This window comes from Pseudomonas sp. LBUM1670 (assembly GCF_059695695.1).
Genome location: NZ_CP166783.1, coordinates 5,435,214 through 5,461,027 on the forward strand (window position 1 = coordinate 5,435,214; position 25,814 = coordinate 5,461,027).

General features: G+C 60.6%; 23 protein-coding genes and 1 pseudogene. 17 read left to right on the top strand and 7 right to left on the bottom strand.

Annotated features, from left to right (window positions below; genetic code table 11):
- Nucleotides 1-103 precede the first annotated feature (103 nt).
- The 4 genes from ACA073_RS24890 to ACA073_RS24905 all read left to right on the top strand — a co-directional run bounded on the left by ACA073_RS24890 (nucleotide 104) and on the right by ACA073_RS24905 (nucleotide 4,878).
- Nucleotides 104-1,447: a M16 family metallopeptidase gene (locus ACA073_RS24890; RefSeq protein ID WP_497400234.1), complete on the top strand. Its 1,344-nt coding sequence runs from the start codon at nucleotides 104-106 to the stop codon at nucleotides 1,445-1,447.
- Entirely contained in the window at nucleotides 1,437-2,942 is a 1,506-nt protein-coding gene (locus ACA073_RS24895) for a M16 family metallopeptidase (protein ID WP_497400236.1), read from the top strand. Before ACA073_RS24890 ends, ACA073_RS24895 begins: the two co-directional genes overlap by 11 nt.
- 69 nt (nucleotides 2,943-3,011) lie before the next feature.
- Nucleotides 3,012-4,028: a hydrolase gene (locus ACA073_RS24900; protein WP_497400238.1), complete on the top strand. Its 1,017-nt coding sequence runs from the start codon at nucleotides 3,012-3,014 to the stop codon at nucleotides 4,026-4,028.
- Nucleotides 4,029-4,032: 4 nt separating this feature from the next.
- Entirely contained in the window at nucleotides 4,033-4,878 is an 846-nt protein-coding gene (locus ACA073_RS24905) for an AraC family transcriptional regulator (protein ID WP_497400240.1), read from the top strand.
- A gap of 100 nt (nucleotides 4,879-4,978) precedes the next feature.
- Here the strand turns inward: ACA073_RS24905 and ACA073_RS24910 are convergent, their stop codons facing one another.
- Nucleotides 4,979-5,833, bottom strand: coding sequence for a sulfurtransferase (locus ACA073_RS24910; protein WP_497400242.1), 855 nt, complete (start codon nucleotides 5,831-5,833; stop codon nucleotides 4,979-4,981).
- 33 nt (nucleotides 5,834-5,866) lie between these two features.
- Nucleotides 5,867-6,538 carry a TetR/AcrR family transcriptional regulator gene (locus tag ACA073_RS24915; RefSeq protein ID WP_461952796.1) on the bottom strand — a complete coding sequence of 224 codons (672 nt, stop codon included), beginning with the start codon at nucleotides 6,536-6,538 and terminating at the stop codon, nucleotides 5,867-5,869.
- Between the two features lie 146 nt (nucleotides 6,539-6,684).
- Between ACA073_RS24915 and ACA073_RS24920 the strand changes: the two genes are divergently transcribed.
- The 5 genes from ACA073_RS24920 (at nucleotide 6,685) to ACA073_RS24940 (ending at nucleotide 11,434) form a co-directional block, all read left to right on the top strand.
- On the top strand, nucleotides 6,685-8,115 hold the full coding sequence (locus tag ACA073_RS24920) for a coniferyl aldehyde dehydrogenase (protein ID WP_497400244.1): 1,431 nt from the start codon (nucleotides 6,685-6,687) through the stop codon (nucleotides 8,113-8,115).
- A gap of 29 nt (nucleotides 8,116-8,144) precedes the next feature.
- Nucleotides 8,145-8,690 (top strand): twin-arginine translocation pathway signal protein, encoded by a 546-nt coding sequence (locus ACA073_RS24925; protein WP_497400246.1) that lies wholly within the window; start codon nucleotides 8,145-8,147, stop codon nucleotides 8,688-8,690.
- A gap of 129 nt (nucleotides 8,691-8,819) precedes the next feature.
- On the top strand, nucleotides 8,820-10,415 hold the full coding sequence (locus tag ACA073_RS24930) for a GMC family oxidoreductase (RefSeq protein ID WP_497400247.1): 1,596 nt from the start codon (nucleotides 8,820-8,822) through the stop codon (nucleotides 10,413-10,415).
- A 115-nt stretch (nucleotides 10,416-10,530) separates the two neighbouring features.
- Nucleotides 10,531-11,010 carry a pantetheine-phosphate adenylyltransferase gene (coaD, locus tag ACA073_RS24935; RefSeq protein ID WP_109635631.1) on the top strand — a complete coding sequence of 160 codons (480 nt, stop codon included), beginning with the start codon at nucleotides 10,531-10,533 and terminating at the stop codon, nucleotides 11,008-11,010.
- A gap of 172 nt (nucleotides 11,011-11,182) precedes the next feature.
- A complete protein-coding gene (locus tag ACA073_RS24940) occupies nucleotides 11,183-11,434 on the top strand; it encodes a YfhL family 4Fe-4S dicluster ferredoxin (protein ID WP_048722619.1) in 252 nt (83 codons plus the stop codon).
- A 150-nt stretch (nucleotides 11,435-11,584) separates the two neighbouring features.
- Here ACA073_RS24940 and ACA073_RS24945 read toward each other — a convergent pair whose 3' ends face one another.
- Genes ACA073_RS24945 through ACA073_RS24955 form a run of 3 tightly spaced genes read right to left on the bottom strand, consistent with a single transcriptional unit; the run spans nucleotide 11,585 to nucleotide 13,620 of the window.
- Nucleotides 11,585-11,908: a multidrug transporter gene (locus tag ACA073_RS24945; RefSeq protein ID WP_497400249.1), complete on the bottom strand. Its 324-nt coding sequence runs from the start codon at nucleotides 11,906-11,908 to the stop codon at nucleotides 11,585-11,587.
- A gap of 54 nt (nucleotides 11,909-11,962) precedes the next feature.
- Nucleotides 11,963-12,775 (bottom strand): bifunctional DNA-formamidopyrimidine glycosylase/DNA-(apurinic or apyrimidinic site) lyase, encoded by an 813-nt coding sequence (mutM, locus tag ACA073_RS24950; protein ID WP_017341303.1) that lies wholly within the window; start codon nucleotides 12,773-12,775, stop codon nucleotides 11,963-11,965.
- A gap of 29 nt (nucleotides 12,776-12,804) precedes the next feature.
- A complete protein-coding gene (locus ACA073_RS24955; RefSeq protein WP_497404220.1) occupies nucleotides 12,805-13,620 on the bottom strand; it encodes an HDOD domain-containing protein in 816 nt (271 codons plus the stop codon).
- A gap of 316 nt (nucleotides 13,621-13,936) precedes the next feature.
- On the opposite strand from ACA073_RS24955, the gene ACA073_RS24960 reads away from it, so the two are divergent.
- The 5 genes and pseudogenes from ACA073_RS24960 (at nucleotide 13,937) to ilvD (ending at nucleotide 19,385) form a co-directional block, all read left to right on the top strand.
- Nucleotides 13,937-15,133: a class I SAM-dependent rRNA methyltransferase gene (locus ACA073_RS24960; protein WP_497400250.1), complete on the top strand. Its 1,197-nt coding sequence runs from the start codon at nucleotides 13,937-13,939 to the stop codon at nucleotides 15,131-15,133.
- A gap of 206 nt (nucleotides 15,134-15,339) precedes the next feature.
- Nucleotides 15,340-16,536: an MFS transporter gene (locus tag ACA073_RS24965; protein WP_497400252.1), complete on the top strand. Its 1,197-nt coding sequence runs from the start codon at nucleotides 15,340-15,342 to the stop codon at nucleotides 16,534-16,536.
- 17 nt (nucleotides 16,537-16,553) lie between these two features.
- A pseudogene (locus tag ACA073_RS24970) lies at nucleotides 16,554-16,631 on the top strand (outer membrane lipoprotein carrier protein LolA); the annotation flags it as partial.
- 91 nt (nucleotides 16,632-16,722) lie between these two features.
- Nucleotides 16,723-17,181: an REP-associated tyrosine transposase gene (locus ACA073_RS24975; RefSeq protein WP_497400254.1), complete on the top strand. Its 459-nt coding sequence runs from the start codon at nucleotides 16,723-16,725 to the stop codon at nucleotides 17,179-17,181.
- A gap of 362 nt (nucleotides 17,182-17,543) precedes the next feature.
- The gene (gene ilvD / locus ACA073_RS24980; protein ID WP_497400255.1) at nucleotides 17,544-19,385 is read left to right on the top strand and encodes a dihydroxy-acid dehydratase; all 1,842 of its coding nucleotides are present in this window, start codon (nucleotides 17,544-17,546) and stop codon (nucleotides 19,383-19,385) included.
- Nucleotides 19,386-19,599: 214 nt separating this feature from the next.
- Here ilvD and ACA073_RS24985 read toward each other — a convergent pair whose 3' ends face one another.
- On the bottom strand, nucleotides 19,600-20,655 hold the full coding sequence (locus tag ACA073_RS24985) for an HAD family hydrolase (protein ID WP_497400257.1): 1,056 nt from the start codon (nucleotides 20,653-20,655) through the stop codon (nucleotides 19,600-19,602).
- A 242-nt stretch (nucleotides 20,656-20,897) separates the two neighbouring features.
- Between ACA073_RS24985 and ACA073_RS24990 the strand changes: the two genes are divergently transcribed.
- Entirely contained in the window at nucleotides 20,898-22,289 is a 1,392-nt protein-coding gene (locus ACA073_RS24990; protein ID WP_497400258.1) for an L-cystine transporter, read from the top strand.
- 122 nt (nucleotides 22,290-22,411) lie between these two features.
- Here the strand turns inward: ACA073_RS24990 and ACA073_RS24995 are convergent, their stop codons facing one another.
- Nucleotides 22,412-22,924, bottom strand: a complete 513-nt coding sequence (locus ACA073_RS24995; RefSeq protein ID WP_497400259.1) for a dihydrofolate reductase — start codon at nucleotides 22,922-22,924, stop codon at nucleotides 22,412-22,414.
- A gap of 100 nt (nucleotides 22,925-23,024) precedes the next feature.
- Between ACA073_RS24995 and ACA073_RS25000 the strand changes: the two genes are divergently transcribed.
- Together ACA073_RS25000 and ACA073_RS25005 are read left to right on the top strand one after the other, a co-directional pair.
- A complete protein-coding gene (locus ACA073_RS25000) occupies nucleotides 23,025-24,395 on the top strand; it encodes a DUF2868 domain-containing protein (protein WP_497400260.1) in 1,371 nt (456 codons plus the stop codon).
- Entirely contained in the window at nucleotides 24,388-25,764 is a 1,377-nt protein-coding gene (locus tag ACA073_RS25005; RefSeq protein ID WP_497400261.1) for a GTPase/DUF3482 domain-containing protein, read from the top strand. The genes ACA073_RS25000 and ACA073_RS25005 overlap by 8 nt, the downstream gene beginning before the upstream one ends.
- Nucleotides 25,765-25,814 lie beyond the last annotated feature (50 nt).

Here is a 25,814-nt window from a genome sequence, read left to right on the forward strand (position 1 = left end):
AGATGAATGCCCGCTGTGCGGTAACTATCTACCGCACAGCGGCGCATCAAAATCCTCACAGTGGATTACGTAATCTCCGTAAACCACTGAGGACAACTCTCCCATGGACAAATACCGCAGCAGGATGCTGCTTTTTCTATGCCTGGCCCCGCTGGCGGCACTCGCCGCCCCATCACCCACACACGAATTTGTACTGGACAATGGCCTGAAGGTCATCGTGCAAGAGGATCACCGCGCCCCCATAGTGACCTCTCATCTCTGGTTCAAGGTCGGCTCCATCGACGAAGCCCCGGGGCAGACCGGCCTGTCGCATGCTCTGGAACACATGCTCTACAAAGGCAGCAGCAAGACCTGTCCAGGTGAAGCAGCGGCCATTCTTGAATCGTTGGGCGCTTCGGAAAATGCATTTACCAGCAAACATGTGACCGGTTACTACCAGACGTTGGCCACCCCCTACCTGGGCGTCGCGTTCGAGTTGATGGCCGATCTCATGTCGACAGCGCTCTTGCGGGCCGAGGACCTGACTCCCGAGATGGCGGTGATTCGGGAAGAGCGTCGCCTGATAGTAGACGACAGCCCTACAGAGACTGCGCTCGAACGCCTCATGACGCTGGCCTCTCCCTCCAGCAGCTACCGGACTCCCGTCATCGGCTGGATGGACGACCTGCAACGCTTGAACGCCGCCGGACTGCGCGACTGGTATGAGTCGCGCTACGCACCCGGCAATGCCACGCTGGTGATCGTCGGTGACGTCACGCTTGATCAGGTCAAGCCTCTGGCGCAACGCTATTTCGGCGCGCTCGCCAGCCGTCCCTTCCCCCCTGTACTGAAGCCGCTGGAGCTGCCGAAGCCAGGCGAACGGAAACTCACCCTCCATCAACCTGTCCACGCCCCAGAGCTGATCATGGCGTTCAATGTGCCCGGTCTGGCAACGGCAGAGGCACGTAAAACCGTACACGCCCTGCGCTTGATCGAGATGCTGCTGGCGGGCTCTGAAAGCGCCCGCCTGCAAAAGCGCCTGAGGCATCAAGAACAGCTGTTCACCCGTGTCGGCTCCACCTATGACGCCTTCACCCGTGGCGACACGCTTCTGGTATTGAGTGCCCGACTTGACGATACGCACTCCGCGAGCCTCGACGAGGCGCAAACGCGAATCTGGCAATTGCTCGACGAACTGCGAACCACACCACCCTCCGCCGATGAGCTGGAGCGCGCTCGAACTCAACTGATCGCCCGGCAAATTTATGCACGGGACTCTATTGATTACACCGCTAGCCAACTGGCCGGACTGGAGAGCATCGGTCTGTCCTGGCAATTGATGGATCAAGACGTCGCCGAATTAAAGAAAGTGACACCCGAGGACATCCGCCGGGCCGCCGAGACCTACCTGATCCGTGAACGCCTGAGCACGGCCCATGTTCTTGTGGAGAAGAAAAATGATGAATGAATCTGCGCACGGCCCTCGGGCCGCAATACTCTACCTCGCGCTGATCGGTTGCCTGCCTGCCAGTGTGATGGCAGCCGATACCCCACCCGCCGCGCCAGCCGGTTTTCCTGCGCCACGCCTGCAATCGCTGTTGGACATCGACACGAGCCAATCAACGCCACGCCCATTGACCATCAAGGGCTGGAAAACCAGAGCAGACACCAAAACGCTGTTCATACGCGCATCAGGACTGCCGATGTTCGATATTCATGTCAGCTTCGCCGCCGGCAGTGCACGCGACACGGATAAGCCCGGCCTCGCCGGGATGACATTCAGCCTGCTGAATGAAGGTGTAGAGGGCAAAACTGACCACGCCGCCATCAGCGAAACCTTCGATGGCCTGGGTGCGAAGCTCGGGATAACGCTAGATCAAGAGCGTGCCAACTTTTCCCTGCGCAGTCTGAGCGACCCGGAGAAAAGCGCGCCGGCACTGCAACTGTTTGCACAAATCCTTGGCCAGCCGTCCCTGTCAGATGAAGCGTTGGTCAGGGTCAAGAGCGAGCTTCGCGGATTGCTTCAATCACGACAGCAACAGCCAGAGGAGATTGCCTCTTTGCGTCTCCAAGAGCTTCTGGCCCCCGATACCGCGTACGCGCGTTCGATCTATGGAACCGAGACAGGTCTGGCGTCCATCACCCGACAAGTCGTTCAGGACTTTCACCGGCAAGCCTACTCGGCGCGCCAGGCACAAATCACAGTGGTGGGTGACTTGACGGTGGAACAGGCTCAGACCATCAGCCTGCAAATCGCCAACGCGCTGCCCGACACGCCCGTCAGCATGACCTCGGCCGAACCTTTCAAGCCGACCGGCACGGAGATGACCAGCCATATCGAGCGTCCGCAGGAACAAATCCACGTGCTGCTCGGACAGCCGAGCGTGTCGCGCCAGCATGAGGACTTCGTTGCGCTGTACGCAGCAACGGTGATTTTTGGCCGGGGGACGAATTCCCGTCTGATCACTGAACTGCGGCACAAGCGCGGACTGGTGTACGAAGCCAGCATTCGGACCAGAGACTGGGCGGAAGGCGGACTGACAACGATCGCGCTGCAAACCCGTCCGCAATTTGCTGACGGCACGGTGGCACTGGTGAAATCAATGCTCGGCGATTATCTGCGTGACGGCCCTACACAGGAGGAGCTCGATCATCTCAAGCGCCGATTGGCCAACATGAGCGTTATTGACAGCGCCAGTAACGAGCAGATCCTCGAACGTCTGGTCGAGATCAACCGCCATCAGCTGCCTCTCGATCTGGACTTCTTCGTACAGCAAGTGCAGCGACTGACGCTCAAGGAAATCAAAACCACATTGGGCAAGCACCTGACTGACGATCAGTGGCGAGTGGTCACCGTGGGCCCCAAGGTGGAGCAACTGCCAATTCCGCAACCCGTCATTGCGCCAGCCGACGATCCGTCCCGGCACACGTGTCGCGCTGACGCGAGCTTTGTGGCAAGTTAGGTTTTTGTTGAAAGCGGCAGCCGCACCTTCGTGCCTGCCGCTTCATGCATCACTCTTTTGAGATTTGCCGTGCGCGCATTTTTGCCTCCCACCGGACCCGACGTTCGCTTCACTCCCGCCTTCGGCCTGGGCAACCCGCACCTGCAAACCTTGTGGGGTCCGCTGTGGCGCAAAACCACCCACATCGAGCGCGAGCGCGAACGCTTGTGGCTCGAGGATGGCGACTTTCTTGACCTGGACTGGCACGGTCCGCACAGCGCCGATACGCCGCTGGTGCTGGTGTTGCACGGCCTGACCGGCTCTTCCAATTCGCCTTACGTGGCCGGCGTGCAAAAAGCGCTGGGCGCCCAAGGCTGGGCCAGCGTCGCGCTGAATTGGCGCGGCTGTTCGGGCGAACCGAATCTGTTGCCGCGCAGCTATCACTCCGGCGCCAGTGAAGACCTCGCCGAAGCCATCAAACACCTGCGGGCCAAACGGCCGCTCGCGCCGTTGTACGCGGTCGGTTATTCCCTCGGCGGCAACGTTTTGCTCAAACACTTGGGCGAGACCGGCAGCGACAGTGGCGTGCTCGGCGCGGTGGCAGTGTCGGTGCCGTTCCGGCTCGATCACTGCGCCGACCGTATCGGCCGGGGTTTTTCGAAGGTGTATCAGGCGCATTTCATGCGCGAGATGGTCGCCTACATCAAGAACAAGCAACGGCAGTTCCAGCATGACGGGCGCGAGGATGGCCTGGCGAAACTGGCCGCCCTCGGCTCGCTGGAGAACATGCGCACCTTCTGGGATTTCGATGGCCGGGTCACCGCGCCGCTGCATGGCTTCACCGATGCACAGGATTACTATCGCCGTGCCTCGAGCCGCTATTTCCTTGGCGAGATTCGCACGCCGACGCTGATCATTCAGGCCGCAGACGACCCGTTTGTGTTTCCTCACAGCCTGCCGGCAGCCGAGGAATTGTCCGCCTGCACTCAATTCGAGCTGCAAGCCCAGGGCGGGCATGTCGGCTTCGTCGATGGCACGTTCCGGCAACCGGGTTACTACCTGGAACGGCGCATCCCGCAGTGGCTGGCTGCCGTGGGTCGCGAGTAAACCGATGGATACCGATCAGGGCGAGTCGATCCGTTTCTGGCAAACGGCGCCGTTGGTCGGGGTCGAGTTGTTGTCCGCGCGCTACATCGAACACCGTTTCGCCCCCCACGTGCATGACGGTTACGTGATCGGCATGATCATGGCCGGCGCTCAGCGTTACCGTTATCGCGGCGCCGAACACCTGGCGGGCAGCGGCACGCTGGTGCTGATCAACCCGGATGAATTGCACACCGGCCACAAGGGCACGGAAGACGGTTGGCTGTACCGGGCGTTTTATCCCGACAGTGGGCAGATTCTCTCGCTGCTGGCCGAGCTGGAACTGCCGACCCACACCTTGCCGGCGTTTGGCGCCACGTTGTATCGGGACCCGGATCTGGTGAAGGGTTTCTGCCAGCTTCATCGCTTGCTTGAAACGCCTTCCACCGCCCTGCAACAGCAGACCGCCTGGCGGGAAATGATGCTGTCGTTGCTGCAACGTCACGCCGCTGTTCCCGACGCAGGCAAGCCCGGCAAAGAGCACCGCGCGGTGACGCTGGGCAAGGAACTGCTGCGGGCACAATTGGCAGCACCGCCGTCGCTGGAAGAACTGGCGGCAGCGGTGAACCTGTCGCCGTTCCACTTCGCTCGGGTATTTCGCCGCGCCACTGGCATGCCACCGCACACCTGGCTGATGCAGCAGCGCATCGCTCGTGCGCGGGCATTGTTGCAAGGCGGCTGTTTGCCGCTGGAGGTGGCCATGCAGCTGGGCTTTGCCGACCAGAGTCACCTGAATCGGCAGTTCAAGCAGGTTTATGGGGTTGGGCCGGGGGCGTATCGCAGTGCGCGACAACTGCTGACGACACAGCTCTAATGTGGGAGCGGGCTTGCTCGCGAATGCGGTGTTTCAGTCGAAACTTATGTGACTGACCGACCGCATTCGCGAGCAAGCCCGCTCCCACATTGGATTTGTGTTATTCGCCGACAGCGATGCCACGCGCAGGATCGTTGATCCACTCACTCCACGAGCCGGCATACAACGATCCCAACGGATATCCCGCGAGGCACAACGCGAACAGGTTATGACAAGCCGTCACGCCGGAACCGCAGTACGCCACCAGATCAGTCGGCGAGCGATTGCCGAGTTTCGCCGCAAACCGCTGCTTGAGCTGATCGGCCGGCAGAAAATGTCCGTCACTGCCCAGGTTATCGGTGAATGCCGCGCATTGCGCGCCGGGAATGTGCCCGGCAATCGGGTCGATCGGCTCCACTTCGCCCTTGAAACGCGGCAAGGCGCGGGCATCGAGCAAGGTCAGCGCGGGTTGGCCGAGACGTTGCTGAAGTTGTTCAGCGCTCAGGATCAGCGCATTGTCCGGCGTCCCGGAAAAGGTGCCACGTTCAACGCCGGGAGCATCGAGACTCAGGGGCAAACCCGCCGCGTGCCACGCCTTGAGCCCGCCATCGAGGATGAACACGCCGTCGCGCTTGCCCAGCCAGGCCAGCAACCACCAGGCCCGCGCCGCGTAGGCGCCGGGACCGTCGTCATACAAAACCACTTCGCTGTCGGCATTGATGCCCCAAGCCTGCAAACGCTCGATCAACTCTTCAGGTTCGGGCAACGGATGGCGCCCGGTCACGCCTTTGACCATTGTCCCGCTCAGGTCGCGCTCAAGATCGGCAAAACTCGACCCGGCGATATGCCCTTCGGCATAGCTGCGCTGGCCGTAATCCGGGTCTTCGAGGGCAAAACGACAATCCAGAATCACCAACCCCGGCTGCTCCTTTTTCAGGTCCAGTGCTTGCGGGCTGATCAGTTGCGCAATGGGCATAACAGGCTCCTGTGAGGGTGTCGATTCTGAATCCTACTGCACTTCTTCCAGAGCCTGGGCCAGCGGCACGTAAAACTCTTCAAACAGTGCGTTGACCGCATCGCGAGACTGATCCGTGACGAACCCGGCCTCCAGTACCAGCACCTGGTAAACACCGCGTTTGATCGCCTGTTCGCTCAGGTGCTTGGAGTTTTCCCGCGTGGTGCACAGGAAACGCACCCAGGACGTCAGGATGATCCAGGCGTTGAGCGTCAGGGATTCTATTTGCACCCGGTCCATCTCCAGGATGCCGGCCTCGACGAACCCTCTGTAGATCGCCGTGCCCTGGATCACGCAGCGTTGGGAAAAACGCCGGTAACGGGCAGCGAGTTCCGGATCGCTGTCGAGCAAGTGCTCAAGGTCACGGTGCAAAAACCGGTAGCGCCACATGGCCGCCAGCAACTCCTGGAGGTAGTAACGCTTGTCCTCAACCGTGGCGGCGCGCCCCTGGGGCGGGCGCAGGAAGCTGTCCACCAGGCTTTCGTACTCACTGAACAATACGGCGATGATCGCCTGCTTGTTGGGGAAGTGGTAGTACAGGTTGCCCGGGGAAATTTCCATGTGGGCAGCAATGTGGTTGGTGCTGATGCTGCGCTCGCCCTGCTGATTGAACAGCTCCAGGCTGTTCTGCACGATGCGCTCGCTGGTTTTGATCCTTGGGGCCATGGCTTGAGCTTTAATTCAGAGTGCGTTGACGGGCATCTTACGACCTATCCGCCCGTGGATAAAACAAAGCTGCGCCGGGATGTCATTTGACTTTATAGAGCACAGACTCTAAAAAGTTCTTCACAACAATAAGTCCGGAGATGACCATGACTGCTGAAATTGCCTACCTTCAGAACCTGCAGCAGCCACTGGAAGAGCTCCAAACCCTGTTCAACGCCCAGCGCGCAGCCTATGCCGCCAACCCGATGCCTCCCGCGGCGCAGCGCCAGCAATGGCTCAAAGCCCTGCGGGATTTGTTGAGCACTGAACGCCAGGCGCTGATCGATGCCATCAGTCAGGACTTCAGCCACCGCAGCGCCGATGAAACCCTGCTCGCCGAACTGATGCCGAGCCTGCACGGCATTCACTACGCCAGTCAGCACCTCAAAGGCTGGATGAAGCCTTCACGGCGCAAAGTCGGCGTTGCCTTCCAGCCCGCCTCGGCCAAAGTCATTTATCAGCCGCTGGGCGTGGTCGGAGTGATCGTTCCCTGGAACTACCCGCTGTATCTGGCCATCGGCCCTTTGGTGGGCGCCTTGTCGGCGGGCAACCGGGTGATGCTCAAACTCAGCGAGTCGACCCCCACCACTGGCTTGCTGCTCAAGGAATTGCTGGGCCGGATCTTTCCCGAAGACCTGGTGTGCGTAGTGCTCGGCGAGGCCGATATCGGCGTGGCGTTTTCCCGCCTGCGTTTCGATCATCTGCTGTTCACCGGCGCCACCAGCATCGGCAAACATGTGATGCGCGCGGCGGCGGAAAACCTGACCCCGGTGACGCTGGAACTGGGCGGCAAATCCCCGGCCATCGTTTCCCGCGATGTGCCATTGAAAGATGCCGCCGAACGCATCGCGTTCGGCAAGACGCTCAACGCCGGACAAACCTGCGTGGCCCCGGACTACGTGCTGGTGCCGGAAGACCGCGTAGGCTCTTTCATCGAAGCCTATCGTCAGGCGGTTCGCGGATTTTATCCGACACTGGCTGACAACCCGGACTACACCGCGATCATCAATGACCGACAACTGGCCCGACTCAACGGCTACATCAGCGATGCCACCAGCAAAGGCGCGCTGCTGATCCCGTTGTTCGACCAGGGCCAAGGGCGCCGCATGAGCCACAGCCTGCTGCTCAACGTCACCGACGACATGATGGTGATGCAGGACGAAATCTTTGGTCCACTGCTGCCGATCGTTCCGTACAAGGATCTGGATGAAGCGTTTGCCTACATCAACCAGCGACCTCGTCCGCTGGCGCTGTATTACTTCGGCTACGACAAGCGCGAACAAAACCGCGTCCTGCACCAGACCCATTCCGGTGGCGTGTGCCTGAACGACACGTTGCTGCATGTTGCCCAGGACGACATGCCGTTCGGCGGCATCGGCCCCTCGGGCATGGGTCATTACCACGGCCACGAAGGCTTCCTGACCTTCAGCAAAGCCAAAGGTGTGCTGATCAAACAGCGTTTCAACGCGGCGAAGCTGATTTACCCGCCGTACGGCAAATCCATTCAGAAACTGATCCAGAAGCTGTTTATCCGCTGACGATCAAAATCCTTCGGGTAATAACAATAATGAGCCCAGGCCTGTCCGATACACCCGCGCTGTCACGGCGCGGCTTGCTTAAATTCAGCCTCGGCGCGAGTGCTTTTCTGGCCACCGCCGGACTGGGTGCGAGCCTCAGCGGCTGCTCTTCGAGTATTCCGGCCAGCGGTTTCGCGATGTTGCGTAGCGGCGATCTGCTGTTTTTGCGGGCGCTGATCCCGGTGATGCTCGACGGTGCCGTGGCGGTCGAGAACCTGCCAATGGCGGTGGATGGCACCCTGAAAACCCTGGATAACGGGCTCGATCATCTGTCGCCGGAAATGCTCAAGCTGACTCGGCAACTGTTCGACGTGCTGGGGATGGCCGTGACTCGTGGGCCATTGACCGGAATCTGGGGCAGTTGGGAAAACGCCAGCGCCGTCGAGATCCGGCACTTTCTTGATCGCTGGGAAAACAGCTCGTTGAGCCTGTTGCGCATGGGGCACAGTTCGTTGCAGCAACTGGTGATGATGGCGTGGTACAGCCGTCGGGAATCGTGGGCGCATTGCGGGTATCCCGGGCCGCCTGCGGTTTGAGACCGAGTCGCCCCCTTCGCGAGCAAGCCCGCTCCCACAGGGTTTTCGCGATCCATGTGGGAGCGGGCTTGCTCGCGAAGGCGTCAGCCGCATCAACACAGAATCCAAAAATAACAAGAGAACCCGAACATGCCCGTACCCGACCCGTTCCGCGAAGGCATGGCCCGCGGCTGGAAAACCTACAACGGCTCGCAACTGACCGAAAACCTGACCCTTGAAGCGGACGTAGCGATCATCGGCAGCGGCGCGGGGGGTGGCACCACCGCTGAAATCCTCAGCGCCGCCGGCTACAAGGTGTTGCTGATCGAAGAAGGCCCGCTCAAGACCAGCAGCGACTTCAAGCTGCTCGAAGACCAGGCCTACACCAGCCTTTATCAGGAAGGCATTGGCCGCATGAGCAAGGACGGCGCGATCACCATCCTCCAGGGCCGGGCGGTGGGCGGCACTACGCTGATCAATTGGACGTCGAGCTTTCGTACCCCGGACCCGACGCTCGAACACTGGGCCAATGAGCACGACGTCAAAGGCCACAGCCCGGCCGAAATGGCACCGTGGTTCGAGAAAATGGAGCAACGTCTGGGCGTCGCACCCTGGAGGGTCCCGCCGAACGCCAACAACGACGTGATCCGCAAGGGCTGCGAGAAGCTCGGCTACACCTGGCACGTCATCCCGCGCAACGTGCGCGGTTGCTGGAATCTCGGTTATTGCGGCATGGGCTGCCCGACCAACGCCAAGCAATCGATGATGGTGACGACGATTCCGGCGACTCTGGAAAAGGGTGGCGAACTGCTTTACCTGGCCCGCGCGGAAACATTAGTGATCAAGGACGGCAAGGTCACGGGCCTGCAGTGCGTGGCGATGGACGACCGTTGCGTCGCCCCCACGGGCAGGACGATCACGGTCAAGGCGCGGCATTACGTGCTGGCCGGCGGCGGGATCAACAGCCCCGCGCTGCTGTTGCGCTCGGATGCGCCAGACCCGCACAAGCGTCTGGGCAAACGGACCTTTCTGCATCTGGTAAACATGTCCGCGGGGCTGTTCGACGAGGTGATCAACCCGTTCTACGGCGCGCCGCAGTCGATCTACTCCGACCATTTCCAATGGCAGGACGGCGCAACCGGCAAGATGGCTTACAAACTCGAAGTGCCACCGCTGCACCCGGCGCTGGCGGCCACCCTGCTCGGTGGTTACGGCAAGGAAAACGCGCAGCACATGGAAAACCTGCCCCATACACACGCCATGCTGGCGTTACTGCGGGACGGTTTTCACCCGGACAGCCCCGGCGGCAGTGTCGAACTGCGCGCTGACAACACGCCGGTGCTCGACTATCAGGTTTCAGCCTACGCTTGGGACGGTTTGCGCCGCGCGTTCCACAGCATGGCCGAGATCCAGTTCGCCGGTGGCGCCAACGCGGTCATGCCGATGCACGCCGACGCGCGTTACGTGAAAAACCTGGCCGAAGCGCGCACGCTGATCGACGGTTTGAGCCTCGAGCTGTATCGCACACGCCTGGGCAGTGCCCATGTGATGGGCGGTTGTGCCATGGGCGAAGACCCGAAAAACGCCGTGACCGACAGCCTTGGCCGGCATCATCAACTCAGCAACCTGTCGATCCACGACGGCTCGCTGTTCCCCACCAGCATTGGCGCAAACCCACAATTGTCGGTGTACGGGCTGACGGCGCAATTGGCGACTTTGCTCGCCGAACGTTTGAAAAACCCGTGAAAAGAGCGAATATTCCTATCGTCTATAGTGCTTTCTTACCCAACAGGCGACTTGGCCGACCGGGAAGGCTGCGATACCATCCGACTCCCCAACGAACTCCCGCCAGGACGACGCGATGAACCGAGTGTTGTACCCAGGAACCTTCGACCCTATTACCAAGGGCCATGGCGACTTGGTCGAACGCGCCGCGCGCCTGTTCGATCATGTGATCATCGCCGTCGCTGCCAGCCCGAAGAAAAACCCGTTGTTTCCCCTGGAACAGCGTGTGGCGCTGGCCCGCGAGGTCACTAAACATCTGCCGAACGTTGAAGTCGTCGGCTTCTCGACGCTGTTGGCGCATTTCGCCAAAGAGAAGAATGCCAACGTGTTCCTGCGTGGTTTACGCGCGGTTTCGGACTTCGAATACGAATTCCAGCTGGCCAACATGAACCGTCAGTTGGCGCCGGACGTGGAAAGCCTGTTTCTTACGCCGTCCGAGCGCTATTCGTTCATCTCCTCGACGCTGGTCCGTGAAATCGCGGCCCTGGGCGGCGATATCACCAAGTTCGTCCACCCTGCGGTGGCAGACGCCCTCACCGAACGCTTCAAGAAGTAAACCTGTAGGAGCGAGCTTGCTCGCGAAAGACGCTAACGATGACTAGGGCTGCCTGGATAAACGCAGCGCTCTCCCGTCCATCGCCAGCAAGCTGGCTCCTACAGCGCCAATGCGGCACAATTGTGCGCATTGGTTTATTGCGCCCGGGCCTTGCGCCCCGGCTGGAGTTAGCATGTCCCTGATCATCACCGACGATTGCATCAATTGCGACGTCTGCGAACCCGAGTGCCCAAACGCCGCCATTTCCCAAGGCGAAGAGATCTACGTGATCGACCCGAACCTGTGCACACAGTGTGTCGGCCACTACGACGAACCTCAGTGCCAGCAGGTCTGCCCGGTGGATTGCATTCCACTGGATGAAGCGCATCCGGAGACTGAAGAGCAACTGATGGCGAAGTATCGGGTGATTACCGGTAAGGCTTGATTCAGATATTTTTGTAGCGATCTTAAGGGCCTCTTCGCGAGCAAGCCCGCCCCCACATTCGACCGAGTTAGTTCAGAAGAATACGGTCTTAATGTGGGAGCGGGCTTGCTCGCGAAGAGGCCATCAGCCACACCGAAGACCTGACTGACTTCACTCCCGCTGCTCAAACCCCTCCCCGATACACCCCAGACACCGCACAAACGCCGCTTTCGCCGGGTCGACCACCAACGCCTGCCCTGCGTCGCCAACATTGCCGCCCAACGCGGTAAACGGCAACGACACCACAAACGCCCCCACGCCAATCACCGTTGCCACAACCAGCAAGGGTCGGGCAATCAGCAAGTCGCCGAGCATGGCGTAGGCCGGGGGGTTCTGGATGGTGTAGCGCGGATCACCGCTGCCGGTGTCTGCCGCCAGCACTGGCGTACCGACGCTCAGAAGCATAACGACGGCAAGGGTTCGAAACAGGTTCATGGCGCGGTCCTTCGACTAGGCAGTGAGAATACTGACTATAGACCGTAGGAGATATCAGCTCTGGCAGCGAGGGCAAAAGACGCTGGCGCGCTGCCCGAGTTTGACCTCTCGCAGCTCTGTTCCGCACACCTTGCACGGTTGACTACCACGGCCATACACGAACAATTCCTGCTGAAAATAACCGGGCTGACCGTCGCCGCCGATAAAGTCGCGCAACGTCGTGCCGCCGCGCTCGATGGCGGCGGCCAGAATGCGTTTGATCTCGATGGCCAGCTTCAGATAGCGCGCCCGGGAAATACTTTTGGCCTCACGACGCGGGTCGATACCGGCCGCAAACAACGCTTCAGTCGCGTAGATATTGCCGACGCCGACCACCACCGCGTTGTCCATGATGAACGGCTTGACCGCCATCGAACGCCCGCGGGACTGCTGGAACAAGCGCTCGCCATCAAACAGGTCGGTCAACGGCTCCGGCCCCAGGCGAATCAACAGTTCGTGGTTGAGCGGATCGAGGCTCCAGAGCATCGCGCCGAAACGTCGCGGGTCGGTATAACGCAGGGCCAGGCCCGACTCCAGTTCGATATCCACATGCTCATGCTTGGCGGCTGGCATGCCGACTTCTACCAGACGCAGATTGCCTGACATCCCCAAATGGCTGATCAACGTGCCCACTTCGGCATTGATCAGCAGGTACTTGGCGCGTCGTTCCACCAGCACGATGCGCTGGCCGGAGAGCCGCACATCCAGGTCTTCAGGGATCGGCCAGCGCAGGCGACGATCACGCACGATCACCCGGCTGACGCGCTGGCCTTCCAGGTGCGGTGCAATACCGCGGCGGGTGGTTTCGACTTCCGGCAGTTCAGGCATGGTGCTCTCGAATCAGGCTCTCACCACACTCAGCGGTGAGTGCCGAGGTCGCGAATCGTTTGTTTGAGGGTTTCGAAGTCGTAGTCCGAAAGCCCGACATAATCGAGCACCAACGCCGCAATGCTGTTCCATTCATGGTCCTCGTTCTGGTTGCCCAGTACCCGGTAGGACGCACAAATGTGCTCGGCCATCTTCAGGATCGCCAGCAGGTTTTTCAACTGGCTGTTGCGCGAAGACTCATCGCTGAAAATCGCCAGCGCATTGTGGTGATTGGCGATTGCGGTACTCACGTGCTCCGGCAGGCGCCAGGATTTGGCCGTGTAGTAACCGACTACCGCGTGGTTGGTATTGAACACCCGATTTTCGGTGTCCACCACCCTGCATTCAGCACTGGCGTTGGCGTAGGCCTCTTCCAGAACAGTCATGTAGTTGGGGAAGCGTTGAAGCATCAGCGGCACGCCGCAGTCGTGGAACAGACCCAAGGCATACGCTTCATCGCCGGCCTCGATACCGATGCGCTTGGCCAGGGTCAGGCACGTCATCGCCACGTCCTGAGCGGTGTCCCAGAAACGGTTCAGGGTGACGATGGTGTCATCGTTCATTTCACCCTTGATCGACTGCGCGTTGATCAGGTTGATGATCGAACGGCTGCCCAGCAGATTCACCGCACGCTGGATCGAGGCGATCTTGTTGCTCAAGCCGTAATAAGGCGAGTTGACGATCTTCAGCAATGCACCAGAGAGGCCCGGGTCCTGGGAAATCAGCTTGGCGATCACTTCCAGATCCGGATCGGGCATGTACTGCTCCATCTGCAGATCCACCATGATTTGCGGTTGGGCCGGCACGCTGATGCCTTGCAAGGACTGTTGGATCTGTTCGGTGGTCAGCTCTTGGGACATAGGTACACACTCTGGGACAGGTGGCGATTCTAACCTTTATAAAGTTGGATCCGACACAGTGGCCGGCATACTAGGCCAAAGTTTCATTGTCGGCGTTGCATTCAAAATCGCCTTCGCGGGCAAGCCTCGCTCCTACAGGATTTACGCGGTCCTTGTAGGAGCGAGGCTTGCCCGCGAAGAGGTCATAAGCGTTTCATCGCCCGCCCGGCCCGCCGCCACCCTCAACACGCTATACTCCCGCTCTTTTTTCCGGAGCGACGTCATGTCCCTGCCTAGCCTGCGCCTCAAAGCCAACGCCGACCGTCGCCTGCGAAACGGCCACTTGTGGGTCTACAGCAACGAAATCGATGTAGCCGCCACCCCGTTGCACGGCTTCAAGGCTGGCGACCAGGCGATTCTCGAAGCCGCCGGCGGCAAGCCGCTGGGCATCGTCGCCATGAGCCCGAACAACCTGATCTGCGCCCGCCTGCTGTCGCGCGACATCAAGCTGCCGCTGGACAAATCGCTGCTGGTGCATCGCCTGAACGTCGCCCTGTCCCTGCGCGATCGCCTGTTCGACAAGCCGTTCTATCGCCTGGTCTACGGCGACTCCGACCTGCTGCCAGGTCTGGTGGTCGACCGTTTCGGCGACATTCTGGTGGTGCAGATCGCTTCGGCGACCATGGAAGCCCATAAAGACGACGTGATCGCGGCGCTGACCCAAGTGCTCAAGCCAAGCGGCATTCTGTTCAAGAACGACTCCGCCGCCCGCGATGCCGAAGGCCTCAACCGCTACGTCGAAACCGTGTTCGGCCTGGTGCCGGAGTGGGTTGCCCTGGAAGAGAACGGCGTGAAATTCGAAGCGCCGGTCATCCAGGGTCAGAAAACCGGCTGGTTCTACGACCACCGCATGAACCGCGCACGCCTGGCCCCTTACGCCAAAGGCAAACGCGTACTGGATCTGTACAGCTACATTGGCGGTTGGGGCGTGCAAGCGGCCGCATTCGGTGCCAGTGAAGTGTTCTGCGTCGACGCTTCGGCCTTCGCCCTCGACGGCGTCGAGCGCAACGCCGCGCTGAACGGCTTTGCCGAAAAAATGACCTGCATCGAAGGCGACGTCTTCGAAGCCCTGAAAGAACTGAAAGCCAGCGAAGAACGTTTCGACGTGATCGTGGCCGACCCGCCAGCGTTCATCAAACGCAAGAAAGACATGAAAAACGGTGAAGGCGCCTACCGTCGCCTGAACGAGCAAGCCATGCGCCTGCTCAGCAAGGACGGCATCCTGGTCAGCGCCTCGTGCTCGATGCACCTGCCGGAAGACGATCTGCAGAACATCCTGCTGACCAGCGCCCGCCACCTGGACCGCAACATCCAGATGCTGGAACGTGGCGGTCAGGGTCCGGATCATCCGGTGCACCCGGCGATTGCTGAAACCCGTTACATCAAGAGCGTTACTTGCCGGTTGCTGCCAAACAGCTAACAACACAGAACCACTGTAGGAGCGAGCTCGCTCGCGATGGTCTCCAACGATAACGCTGGATGCCTGACACCCCGCGTAGTCTGTTCGTTTTTCGCGAGCAAGCTCGCTCCTACAACAGGTTCAGAACAGTCCCACACCTTCTGCATTGACTTCCCTGTTCATCAAGTCGACTCTCGGCCACCCCTCACGGATCGAGAGCGTTGTTGATGAACCCTTCCACGCACACCGCGAAAAAGTCGTCGCTCATCCTGCTATTGATGACGATGACGCTACTGGGTGTTTTCCCGCTGGACGTCGTACTCCCGTCCTTTCCAGCGCTCTCCGACTACTTCCGGACCTCGGCGTCCGACATTGCCCTTTCTGTCAGCCTGTTCGCCATTGGCCTTGGGCTATCCGTGGTGCTGGTCGGGCCGCTGTCGGATTTGTGGGGACGCAAGCACCTTTTGATGACCGGTATCGCCATCTCGATAGTCGGAGCAACGGGTTGCCTGGTTTCCAGCGAATACAGCTGGTTTCTGGTGTTTCGCGTCGTTCAGGCAGTGGGTTGCGGTTCCTTTGTGCTGTCGCAGGCGCTGATTCAGGATCTGTTCGTCGGCAAGGAACAGGAGCGAATCAGGATCTGGATGACGACCTGCAGCGGCGTGTTCATTTCCATATCGCCGCTGCTCGGTACCTGGCTGCAAATGCATCTGGGCTGGCAGGGCAGCTTCTATGTCTTTATCGCGCTGGCGGTCTTCGTCTGGATAAGTGCTGCCGTACTCCTCAAGAAAACCCCGTGCAGTCGTAATGCCTCGCCCGGTCGCTTTTTCAGTGCCTACTGGCGACTGTGTTCCGATCTACGTTTCATGGGCTACTGGCTGATTTCGGCCCTGGCCTTCGCCTGCCATTTTTCATTCATCGTCATGTCGCCGATCATTTTCATGGAGCGCCTGGCCCTCTCGCCCTACGAATTCGCCTGGACATTGTTGCTGTATGGCGTGGCTTATGTGTTCGGCGGGATCGTTGCCAGCGCGCTGCATCGGCGTCTGCCGGCCAATTCGCAGATAGTGATCGGCCTGGGACTGATCGCATTGTCGGGGCTGGTCATGCTGTGGCTGGCGAATCAGTTCGGGCTCACGGCTGCGGCGGTGCTGATCCCCATGCTCATTTGCACGGCCGGCACCACCATTGCCCGGCCTATCGCCAATTCCAAAGCCATGACCCTCTATCCACAGGATGCCGGCACGTCCTCCTCGGTCGGCGGCGTGATGATCTTCCTGTGCGGCGGCGTGATCAGCGTGGTGATCAATTTCGCGTCCGAAGACCTGACCACGGCGCTGGCCTTGTGTTTCCTTATCTTGAGCGCAGCGGGTCTGACTGTGAACGCGCTGATCACGCAGCGCAATCTGGCGATACACCTGTAGGAGCGAGCTTGCTCGCGATGGTCGTCAACGATAACGCTGGCAGCCTGACACCCCGCGGCGCTCTCAGGTTTTTCGCGAGCGAGCTCGCTCCTACATGTCCATGACATATCCAGAACTACTGTCACAGCGACAACCGCCAATCCCGCATCTACCGTTTCTCTTCACATCTCGGAAGAGGACAACGGAATGTCCAGCACGCCAAAAGCCCATTGCTTACGAACCGGCCGTTACTCTGAACACGGCCGTATCTACCTGCTCACTGCTGTTACTCATCAACGACAACCGGCCTTCAAAGATTGGCGCATTGGTCGGTTAGTGGTGAACGAGTTCAGAAAAGCTCAGGAAGATAGTCATGCCACTTCTTTGGCCTGGGTTGTAATGCCTGATCACTTCCACTGGTTGGTTGAGCTGCATAGCGGTGATTTGCCGAAACTGATGCAAGTCACCAAATCCCGCTGTGCACGACTCATCAATCAGGAGCGAGGCTTTTCAGGGCCTGTATGGCAAAAGGGCTACTTCGACAGGGCGTTGCGTCGCGAGGACGATCTGAAAGCGATGGCTCGATACCTCGTTGCCAATCCATTGCGAGCAGGATTGGTCGAGCACATCGGCGAATATCCGCTGTGGGACGCAGTCTGGATCTGACACACGCACCATTGTAGGAGCGAGCTCGCTCGCGAAAAACGTCAACGATAACGCGGGCAGCCTGACACCCCGCGGCGCTCTCAGGTTTTTCGCGAGCAAGCTCGCTCCTACAGTGCCGCCATCCACACGTCTCTTGGTTGCTGCCTCCATGATCGCGACCATTCCCTCCCGCCACCAGCCGTGTAGAATCGCGACATTCATCGCCAGTCATCCCCCGGCGGGTTTATGAGCTCAAGCTGAAGCGCGCGGCGATCCCGCAAAGTTATCGGCAACTTCCGGACACACGGCCATTTCTGAGTGTTCCAGACGTCAATAGAAGCTCACTTCCCTTTTGATACCTGATTAGCCGCCCGGAGTGCTTCATGCCTGATTACCGCTCGAAAACATCCACCCACGGCCGCAACATGGCCGGCGCCCGCGCACTGTGGCGCGCCACGGGGATGAAAGATGACGACTTCAAAAAGCCGATCATCGCCATTGCCAACTCCTTCACCCAGTTCGTACCGGGCCACGTCCACCTCAAGGACCTGGGCCAACTGGTCGCCCGTGAAATCGAACGTGCTGGCGGTGTCGCCAAAGAATTCAACACCATCGCCGTGGACGACGGCATCGCCATGGGCCACGACGGCATGCTCTATTCGCTGCCGAGCCGCGAGATCATTGCCGACTCCGTCGAATACATGGTCAACGCCCACTGCGCCGACGCCATCGTCTGCATCTCCAACTGCGACAAGATCACCCCCGGCATGCTGATGGCGTCCCTGCGCCTGAACATCCCGGTGATCTTCGTGTCCGGCGGTCCGATGGAAGCCGGCAAGACCAAACTCGCCAGCCACGGTCTCGACCTCGTTGACGCCATGGTGATCGCCGCCGACTCCAGCGCTTCTGACGAGAAAGTCGCCGAGTACGAGCGCAGCGCCTGCCCGACGTGCGGTTCGTGCTCCGGCATGTTCACCGCCAACTCGATGAACTGCCTGGTTGAAGCCCTGGGCCTGGCATTGCCCGGCAACGGTTCGACGCTCGCTACCCACAGCGACCGCGAGCAGCTGTTCCTGCAGGCCGGCCGCACCATCGTCGAGCTGTGCAAGCGTTACTACCACGACAACGACGAATCGGTATTGCCGCGCAACATCGCCAACTTCAAGGCGTTCGAAAACGCCATGACGCTGGACATCGCCATGGGCGGTTCCACCAACACCATCCTGCACTTGCTGGCCGCCGCCCAGGAAGCCGAGATCGATTTCGACCTGCGCGACATCGACCGTCTCTCCCGCCACGTGCCACAGCTGTGCAAAGTCGCGCCGAACATCCAGAAGTACCACATGGAAGACGTGCACCGTGCCGGCGGGATCTTCAGCATCCTCGGTTCGCTGGCCCGTGGCGGCCTGCTGCACACCGACCTGCCGACCGTCCACAGCAAGACCCTGGCCGAAGGCATCGCCAAGTGGGACATCACCCAGACCGACGACGAAGCCGTGCATCACTTCTTCAAGGCCGGCCCTGCGGGCATCCCGACGCAAACCGCGTTCAGCCAGTCGACCCGCTATGAAACCCTGGACGACGACCGTGAAAACGGCTGCATCCGCAGTGTCGAACACGCTTATTCGAAAGAAGGCGGCCTGGCCGTTCTCTACGGCAACATCGCGCTGGACGGCTGCGTGGTGAAAACCGCTGGCGTCGACGAGTCGATCCATGTCTTCGAAGGCAACGCGAAGATCTTCGAAAGCCAGGACAGCGCCGTACGCGGCATCCTCGCGGACGAAGTGAAGGCCGGCGACATCGTGATCATCCGTTACGAAGGCCCGAAAGGCGGCCCGGGCATGCAGGAAATGCTGTACCCGACGTCGTACCTGAAATCCAAAGGCCTGGGCAAAGCCTGCGCCCTGCTCACTGACGGTCGTTTCTCTGGCGGCACCTCGGGCCTGTCCATCGGCCACGCTTCGCCAGAAGCCGCGGCGGGTGGCGCGATCGGTCTGGTGCAGGACGGCGACAAAGTGCTGATCGACATTCCGAACCGCTCGATCAATCTGTTGGTCAGCGACGAAGAATTGGCCGGCCGCCGTGCCGAGCAAGACCAGAAAGGCTGGAAGCCTGTGGAAAAACGTCCACGTAAAGTGACCACCGCGTTGAAGGCTTACGCCCTGCTGGCGACCAGCGCCGACAAGGGTGCTGTGCGTAACAAGGCGATGCTTGACGGGTTGTAATGCTTAACCGTTGAACAAAAAATGCCCCGCCAAGTGCGGGGCATTTTTTTGCAGTCAACTCGGTCAAGTGTGGGAGCGGGCTTGCTCGCGAAAGCGGTGTGTCAGTCGACATCAAAGCTGAATGACACTCCGCTTTCGCGAGCAAGCCCGCTCCCACATTTGATCTTTGCCGCCTGTACGAGCGAGGCTTGCCCGCGAATGGAGCGACTCGGTCTTACTGAATCTCAGCCGGCGTCACGATCACCCAGTTCTTGTCCGCCGTCACCGGCAACCCTTCCTTGGCCTGAGCCGCTGCTTGCTTGGCCATCATGCCGTTAATTTGGGTCATGTATTTGTCCTTGCGGTTGACCCACAAGTGGATGCCGCCCTTGGCCACGTCAACATCGTGGAACAGCATGTAGCCATCGCTGCTTGGGGTGTCGCCGCCGACCAGTACCGGTTTTTTCCACTCATCGATATAGGTCAGAATCGCCGCGTGTTTACCGGCCATCCAGGTCGCCGGGGTCCAGAGGTACGGGGTCAGTTCGAGGCCGAGGTTGGCCTTCTCGTCATACTTGCCAGCGGTGATCTGCTTGCGCGCCGTGGTCAGCTCACCGGACTTCTGATCCTTGAGCAGCAGGCTCACGCCGATCACGTTCTGCGGTTTGACGTTGTAGCCGTACTTGGGATCGGCAGCGACCATGCGCACCAGCTCTTCGGAGGCGGCGGTCATCACGTAGACCTCGATGCCGTTCTCCATCAGCTTGTTGTAGAGCTCTTTCTGGCCGGTGAAGATTTTCGGCGGGTTGACGTCGAGGTTCTTGACCACGTCGCCTTCGTAATACGTGGCCGGCACCGGTTTTCCGGAAGCCATCAACTCGTCGACATAGCCCTTGAGCTCCTGGAGCGTGAAACCGGAGAACACCTGGGCGACCCATGGGTAGCAAACCATGTCGTCGACTTCGCAGAGGCGGTAGTAGTAGCTGAACAGGCTTTCCTTGTGGTCGGCGGTGTCCTTGAACGGCATCAGTTTCAGGGAGGGATCGAGTTTCTCGCGGGTGATCAGGCCCTTGTTCTCCATGAACGGCAGCAACGACTCTTCGAGGTCGTAGCGGTAACTGGTGTTGTCCATGTCGAACACCGCGTAGTTACTCTTGTTGGCGTTGGCCGCGATCATCGCGTCCAGCGCCTTGGCCTGATCGGCTGGCCAATGCTTCAAATCCGTGGCGAGGACCTGGCCGGCGAGGCCTATGCAAAGTGCTGCGAGCAGAAATTTCGGTGCGAGTTTCATCGACAGTTCTCCCTGATATCAAAGATATCGACGCTAACAAATACGTGTGACAGTGCCCGTCTGTCAGCGACGGCCAACGCACCCATCGCGCCAGCTGCATCCCTGTGAGCGACACCTGCTTATTCCAAAAACGACAGTTATCAGACTTTATTGATATTAATTCATTGGAAATCAAGCTGTTAGGCTTGCCGGTTCGCAGCTGCCCCGGAAGGTGGCTGGCATAAGTCACTCTCGGAGCCTTTATGAATCTGCCGCTGATTCTCAATTTGCTGGTGTTCCTCGCGTTACTGTTTGGCCTGGCACAAACCCGTCACACCACCTGGAGCCTGGCGAAAAAAGTCCTGCTCGCTCTGGTGTTGGGCGTCGCGTTCGGCGTCGCTTTGCACACGATTTACGGTGCCGGCAATCCGGTGCTGAAAGCCTCGATCGGCTGGTTCGATCTGGTGGGCAACGGTTACGTGCAGTTGCTGCAAATGATCGTGATCCCGCTGGTGTTCGCCTCGATCCTCAGTGCCGTGGCGCGTCTGCACAACGCTTCGTCGCTGGGCAAGATCAGCTTCCTGACCATCGGCACGCTGCTGTTCACCACGGCCATCGCCGCGTTGATCGGTATCGGTCTGACCAACCTGTTCGGCCTGACGGCTGAAGGGCTGGTTGCCGGCACGCAGGAAATGGCCCGTCTGCAAACCATCCAGACCGACTACGCAGGCAAGGTCGCTGACCTGAATGTGCCGCAGTTGCTGCTGTCGTTCATCCCGCAAAACCCGTTCGCCGACCTGGCCCGCGCCAAGCCGACGTCGATCATCAGCGTGGTGATTTTCGCGGCCTTCCTCGGCGTCGCCGCCCTGCAATTGCTGAAGGATGATGTCGAGAAAGGTCAGAAAGTAATCAACGCCATCGACACCCTGCAAGCCTGGGTGATGCGTCTGGTGCGCCTGGTGATGAAGCTGACCCCGTACGGCGTATTGGCGCTAATGACCAAAGTGGTCGCCGGTTCCAACCTGCAAGACATCATCAAGCTCGGCAGTTTTGTCGTGGTGTCCTACATCGGCCTGGGCTTGATGTTCGTGGTCCACGGCGTACTCGTGTCGGCGGCCGGGATCAACCCACTGCGCTTCTTCCGCAAGATCTGGCCGGTGCTGACGTTTGCCTTCACCAGCCGCTCCAGCGCGGCGACGATTCCGTTGAGCATCCAAGCGCAGACCAGCCGTTTGGGCATTCCGCAGTCCATCGCCAGTTTCGCCGCTTCGTTCGGCGCGACCATTGGCCAGAACGGCTGTGCCGGCCTGTACCCGGCGATGTTGGCGGTGATGGTGGCGCCGACCGTGGGCATCAACCCGCTGGACCCACTGTGGATCGCGACGCTGGTGGCGATTGTGACGCTGAGTTCGGCCGGTGTGGCGGGCGTGGGCGGTGGCGCAACGTTCGCGGCGCTGATCGTGTTGCCGGCGATGGGCTTGCCGGTGTCACTGGTGGCGTTGTTGATTTCGGTTGAGCCGCTGATTGATATGGGGCGTACGGCGTTGAACGTGAGTGGTTCGATCACGGCCGGGGCGATTACCAGCCAGATGATGCAGCAGACGGATAAAGAACTGCTGGATGCGGATGAGCATTCGGAGTTGGCTCACGCTTAAGACTTTCAGCGACTGAGCGGGCCTCTTCGCGAGCAAGCCCGCTCCCACATTAGCCCTGCGGCGTACATAGATCCTGTATCCGCTGGAGATCCAATGTGGGAGCGGGCTTGCTCGCGAAGCTTTTAGGCTTTTTCCCAGACTTCGAAGTTGTAAGCCGGTTTGTCTTCCACCGCCGGATTCTCGGTGTTGGAAACCAACTTCCACTGGCCCAAATCAAACTCCGGAAACCACGCATCCCCTTCCGGGCTCAACGCCACGCGCGTCAGATACAACCGGTCCGCCTGCGCCAGCCCTTGCGCATACAACTGCGCCCCACCAATCAGCATCAACTCATCGACGCCTTGCTCCTTCGCCCACGCCTCCGCGCGAACCACCGCAGCCTCCAGCGACGGATAAACTTCCGCGCCTTCCAGCACCAGATCCGCCTGACGGCTAACCACGATGTTCAACCGGCCCGGCAGCGGACGACCGAGGGAATCCCAGGTCTTGCGCCCCATGATGATCGGTTTGCCAAGGGTGGTGGCCTTGAAGTATTTGAAGTCCCCCGGCAAGTGCCAGGGCATGCTGTTGTCGACGCCGATCACGCGGTTTTCACCGAGGGCTGCGATCAGGCTGAGTGGGAGTGATTTAGTCATGCCGGCGAGGATACCAGAGCCTCCGCTTCTCGCAACGTAGCCCCCCCGACAAGCGCCACAGCGGTTATGCTCACAGCTCAATTAAGCGACGGGATGCCGCGTGACTGAACTGAATAACCTCTGGCTGACGGAAACCATCCGCCTGCGTGAAGAACACGCCGGCCCTCTGGATGATCTGGAAGCCAACCGACTGGCCCGCACAGCGGGTGGCGATCTGCCGACACGCATTTCGCGCCGCGCCGTGTGGCTTGCCGAGCGCGATGGGCTGGCCGAAGCCCTGAGACATTGGTTGCAAGGCGCGCGACTGGCGCTGATCGTGATGGCAGTGCTGGCCGTGGTCAGTGGCGCCGGTCTGGCATTCGCCGCGCTGGGTGACGGGCAGACACCGGTGAATGTGTTCTGGGCCCTGGGCAGTCTGCTCGGGCTGAACCTGATTCTATTGCTGAGCTGGGCCCTGGGCCTGGTGTTCGCTGGCGAGCACGGCGCAACGCTGGGACGCTTGTGGTTGTGGCTCAGCGAAAAACTCGCCCGCGACGCCAAAGCTGTGCAACTGGCGCCCGCCCTGCTGCTGTTGCTGCAACGACAGAAACTCAATCGCTGGGCGCTCGGTGTGTTGGTCAATGGCTTGTGGTTGCTGGCGATGCTCAGCGCATTGGTCATCCTGCTGATGCTGATGGCAACCCGCCGTTATGGCTTCGTCTGGGAAACCACCCTGCTCAGCGCCGACACCTTTGTCGCCATGACGCAGGCGCTGGGTGCCCTGCCCGCCTTGCTGGGGTTCAACGTGCCGACGGTGGACATGATCCGGGCCAGTGGCGATGCCGCGCTGAACATCGAAAGCGCCCGTCAGGCCTGGGCCACGTGGCTGGTCGGCGTGTTGGTGGTTTACGGCGTTGTGCCGCGCCTGCTCCTGGCGCTGTGCTGCCTGTGGCGCTGGAAGCGCGGCCGCGCAAATTTGCACCTGGACCTGAATCTGCCCGGCTACGCGCAACTGCGCGAACGCCTGATGCCCACCAGCGAACGCCTGGGCATCAGCGATGCCGCGCCCGAACATCTGCATCGGGTGGAAAGTGCCGTCAGTGAATTGCAAAGTGACGGCGCACTGCTGGTGGCCATCGAGCTGGACGATCAACGGCCATGGCCGCCGCCACTGCCGAAAACCGTGAGCGACGCGGGCGTCCTCGACAGTCGCGAATCGCGCCACAAACTCCTGGAACAGCTCAGCCGTTTCCCTCCGGCCCGCCTGGCCATCGCCTGCGATCCACGACGTTCACCGGATCGCGGCAGCCTTGCGTTGATCGCCGAACTGGCACGCAGCGCCAGCGCCACCCGCGTCTGGTTGCTGCAAGCGCCGCCCGGCGAAGCACTGGACGCCGAGCGCCTCGGCGACTGGCACGTGGCGCTGCAACAGTTGGAGCTGCCCTTCGCCGACTGCGCGCCGCTGAACTGGCTGGAGACCGGTCATGACTAATCCGTGGAAAGCGCCGTTGAAGCTCGCCGTGGTCGGCCACACCAACGTCGGCAAAACCTCGCTGCTGCGCACGTTGACCCGTGATGTCGGTTTCGGCGAAGTCTCCCATCGCCCCAGCACCACACGGCACGTCGAAGGCGCGCGGTTGTCGGTGGACGGCGAACCGTTGCTCGACCTGTTCGACACCCCCGGCCTGGAAGACGCCATCGCCCTGCTCGACTACCTCGAACGCCTGGAGCGTCCCGGCGAACGCCTCGACGGCCCGGCGCGGCTCGCACGTTTTCTTGAAGGCAGCGAAGCCCGGCAGCGTTTCGAGCAAGAAGCCAAAGTGCTGCGGCAACTGCTCACCTGCGATGCCGGCCTCTATGTGATCGACGCCCGCGAACCGGTGTTGGCCAAGTATCGCGACGAACTGGAAGTGCTGGCCAGCTGCGGCAAACCGCTGCTGCCGGTGCTGAATTTCGTCAGCAGCGCCAACCACCGCGAGCCGGACTGGCGCGAAGCGCTGGCACGGTTGGGCTTGCACGCCCTGGTGCGTTTCGACAGCGTGGCACCGCCAGAGGATGGCGAGCGTCGGCTCTATGAAAGCCTCGCGTTGCTGCTGGAAAACTCCCGCGAACAACTGGAGCGTCTGATCGCCGATCAGCAAGCCCAACGTCTGGCCCGACAGCAAAGTGCGGCGCGCTTGATTGCTGAATTGTTGATCGATTGCGCGGCGTGCCGGCGCAGCGTGGTCAGCGACGCCGAGCAAGAACAGCAAGCCATCAGCGAACTGCGCCAAGCGGTTCGACAGCGTGAACAACGCTGCGTCGAAGCCCTGCTCAAGCTCTACGCCTTCCGCCCACAGGACGCGGCGGCCAGTGATCTGCCGCTGCTCGATGGCCGTTGGGACGACGATCTGTTCAACCCGGAAACCCTCAAGCAACTGGGCGTGCGGGTCGGCGGTGGCATCGCGGCCGGCGCGGCGGCCGGGGCTGGCGTGGATCTGCTGGTCGGCGGCCTGACCCTCGGCGCGGCGGCACTGGCCGGCGCGATTGCCGGCGGCGCCCTGCAAACCGCGCGCAGTTATGGCAGCCGGTTGCTGGGCAAGATCAAGGGTCAGCGCGAACTGACGGTCGATGACAGCGTGTTGCGGTTGTTGGCGTTGCGTCAGCGGCAGTTGCTGCAAGCGCTGAATGCGCGCGGGCATGCGGCGATGGACAGCATCCAGGTCGCCACGCCGCAGGACAAGACCTGGCGCGAAGGCAAACTGCCCGAGGCGCTGAACAAGGCTCGGGCGCATCCGCAGTGGTCGTCGCTGAATCCGCAGGCGAAGTTGAGTCAGGCGGAACGGCAGGAGCAGGTTGAGGTGTTGGCGCGGCAGCTTTGAATTTGCGGTATCAGTTCTGGCCCCTTCGCGAGCAAGCCCGCTCCCACATT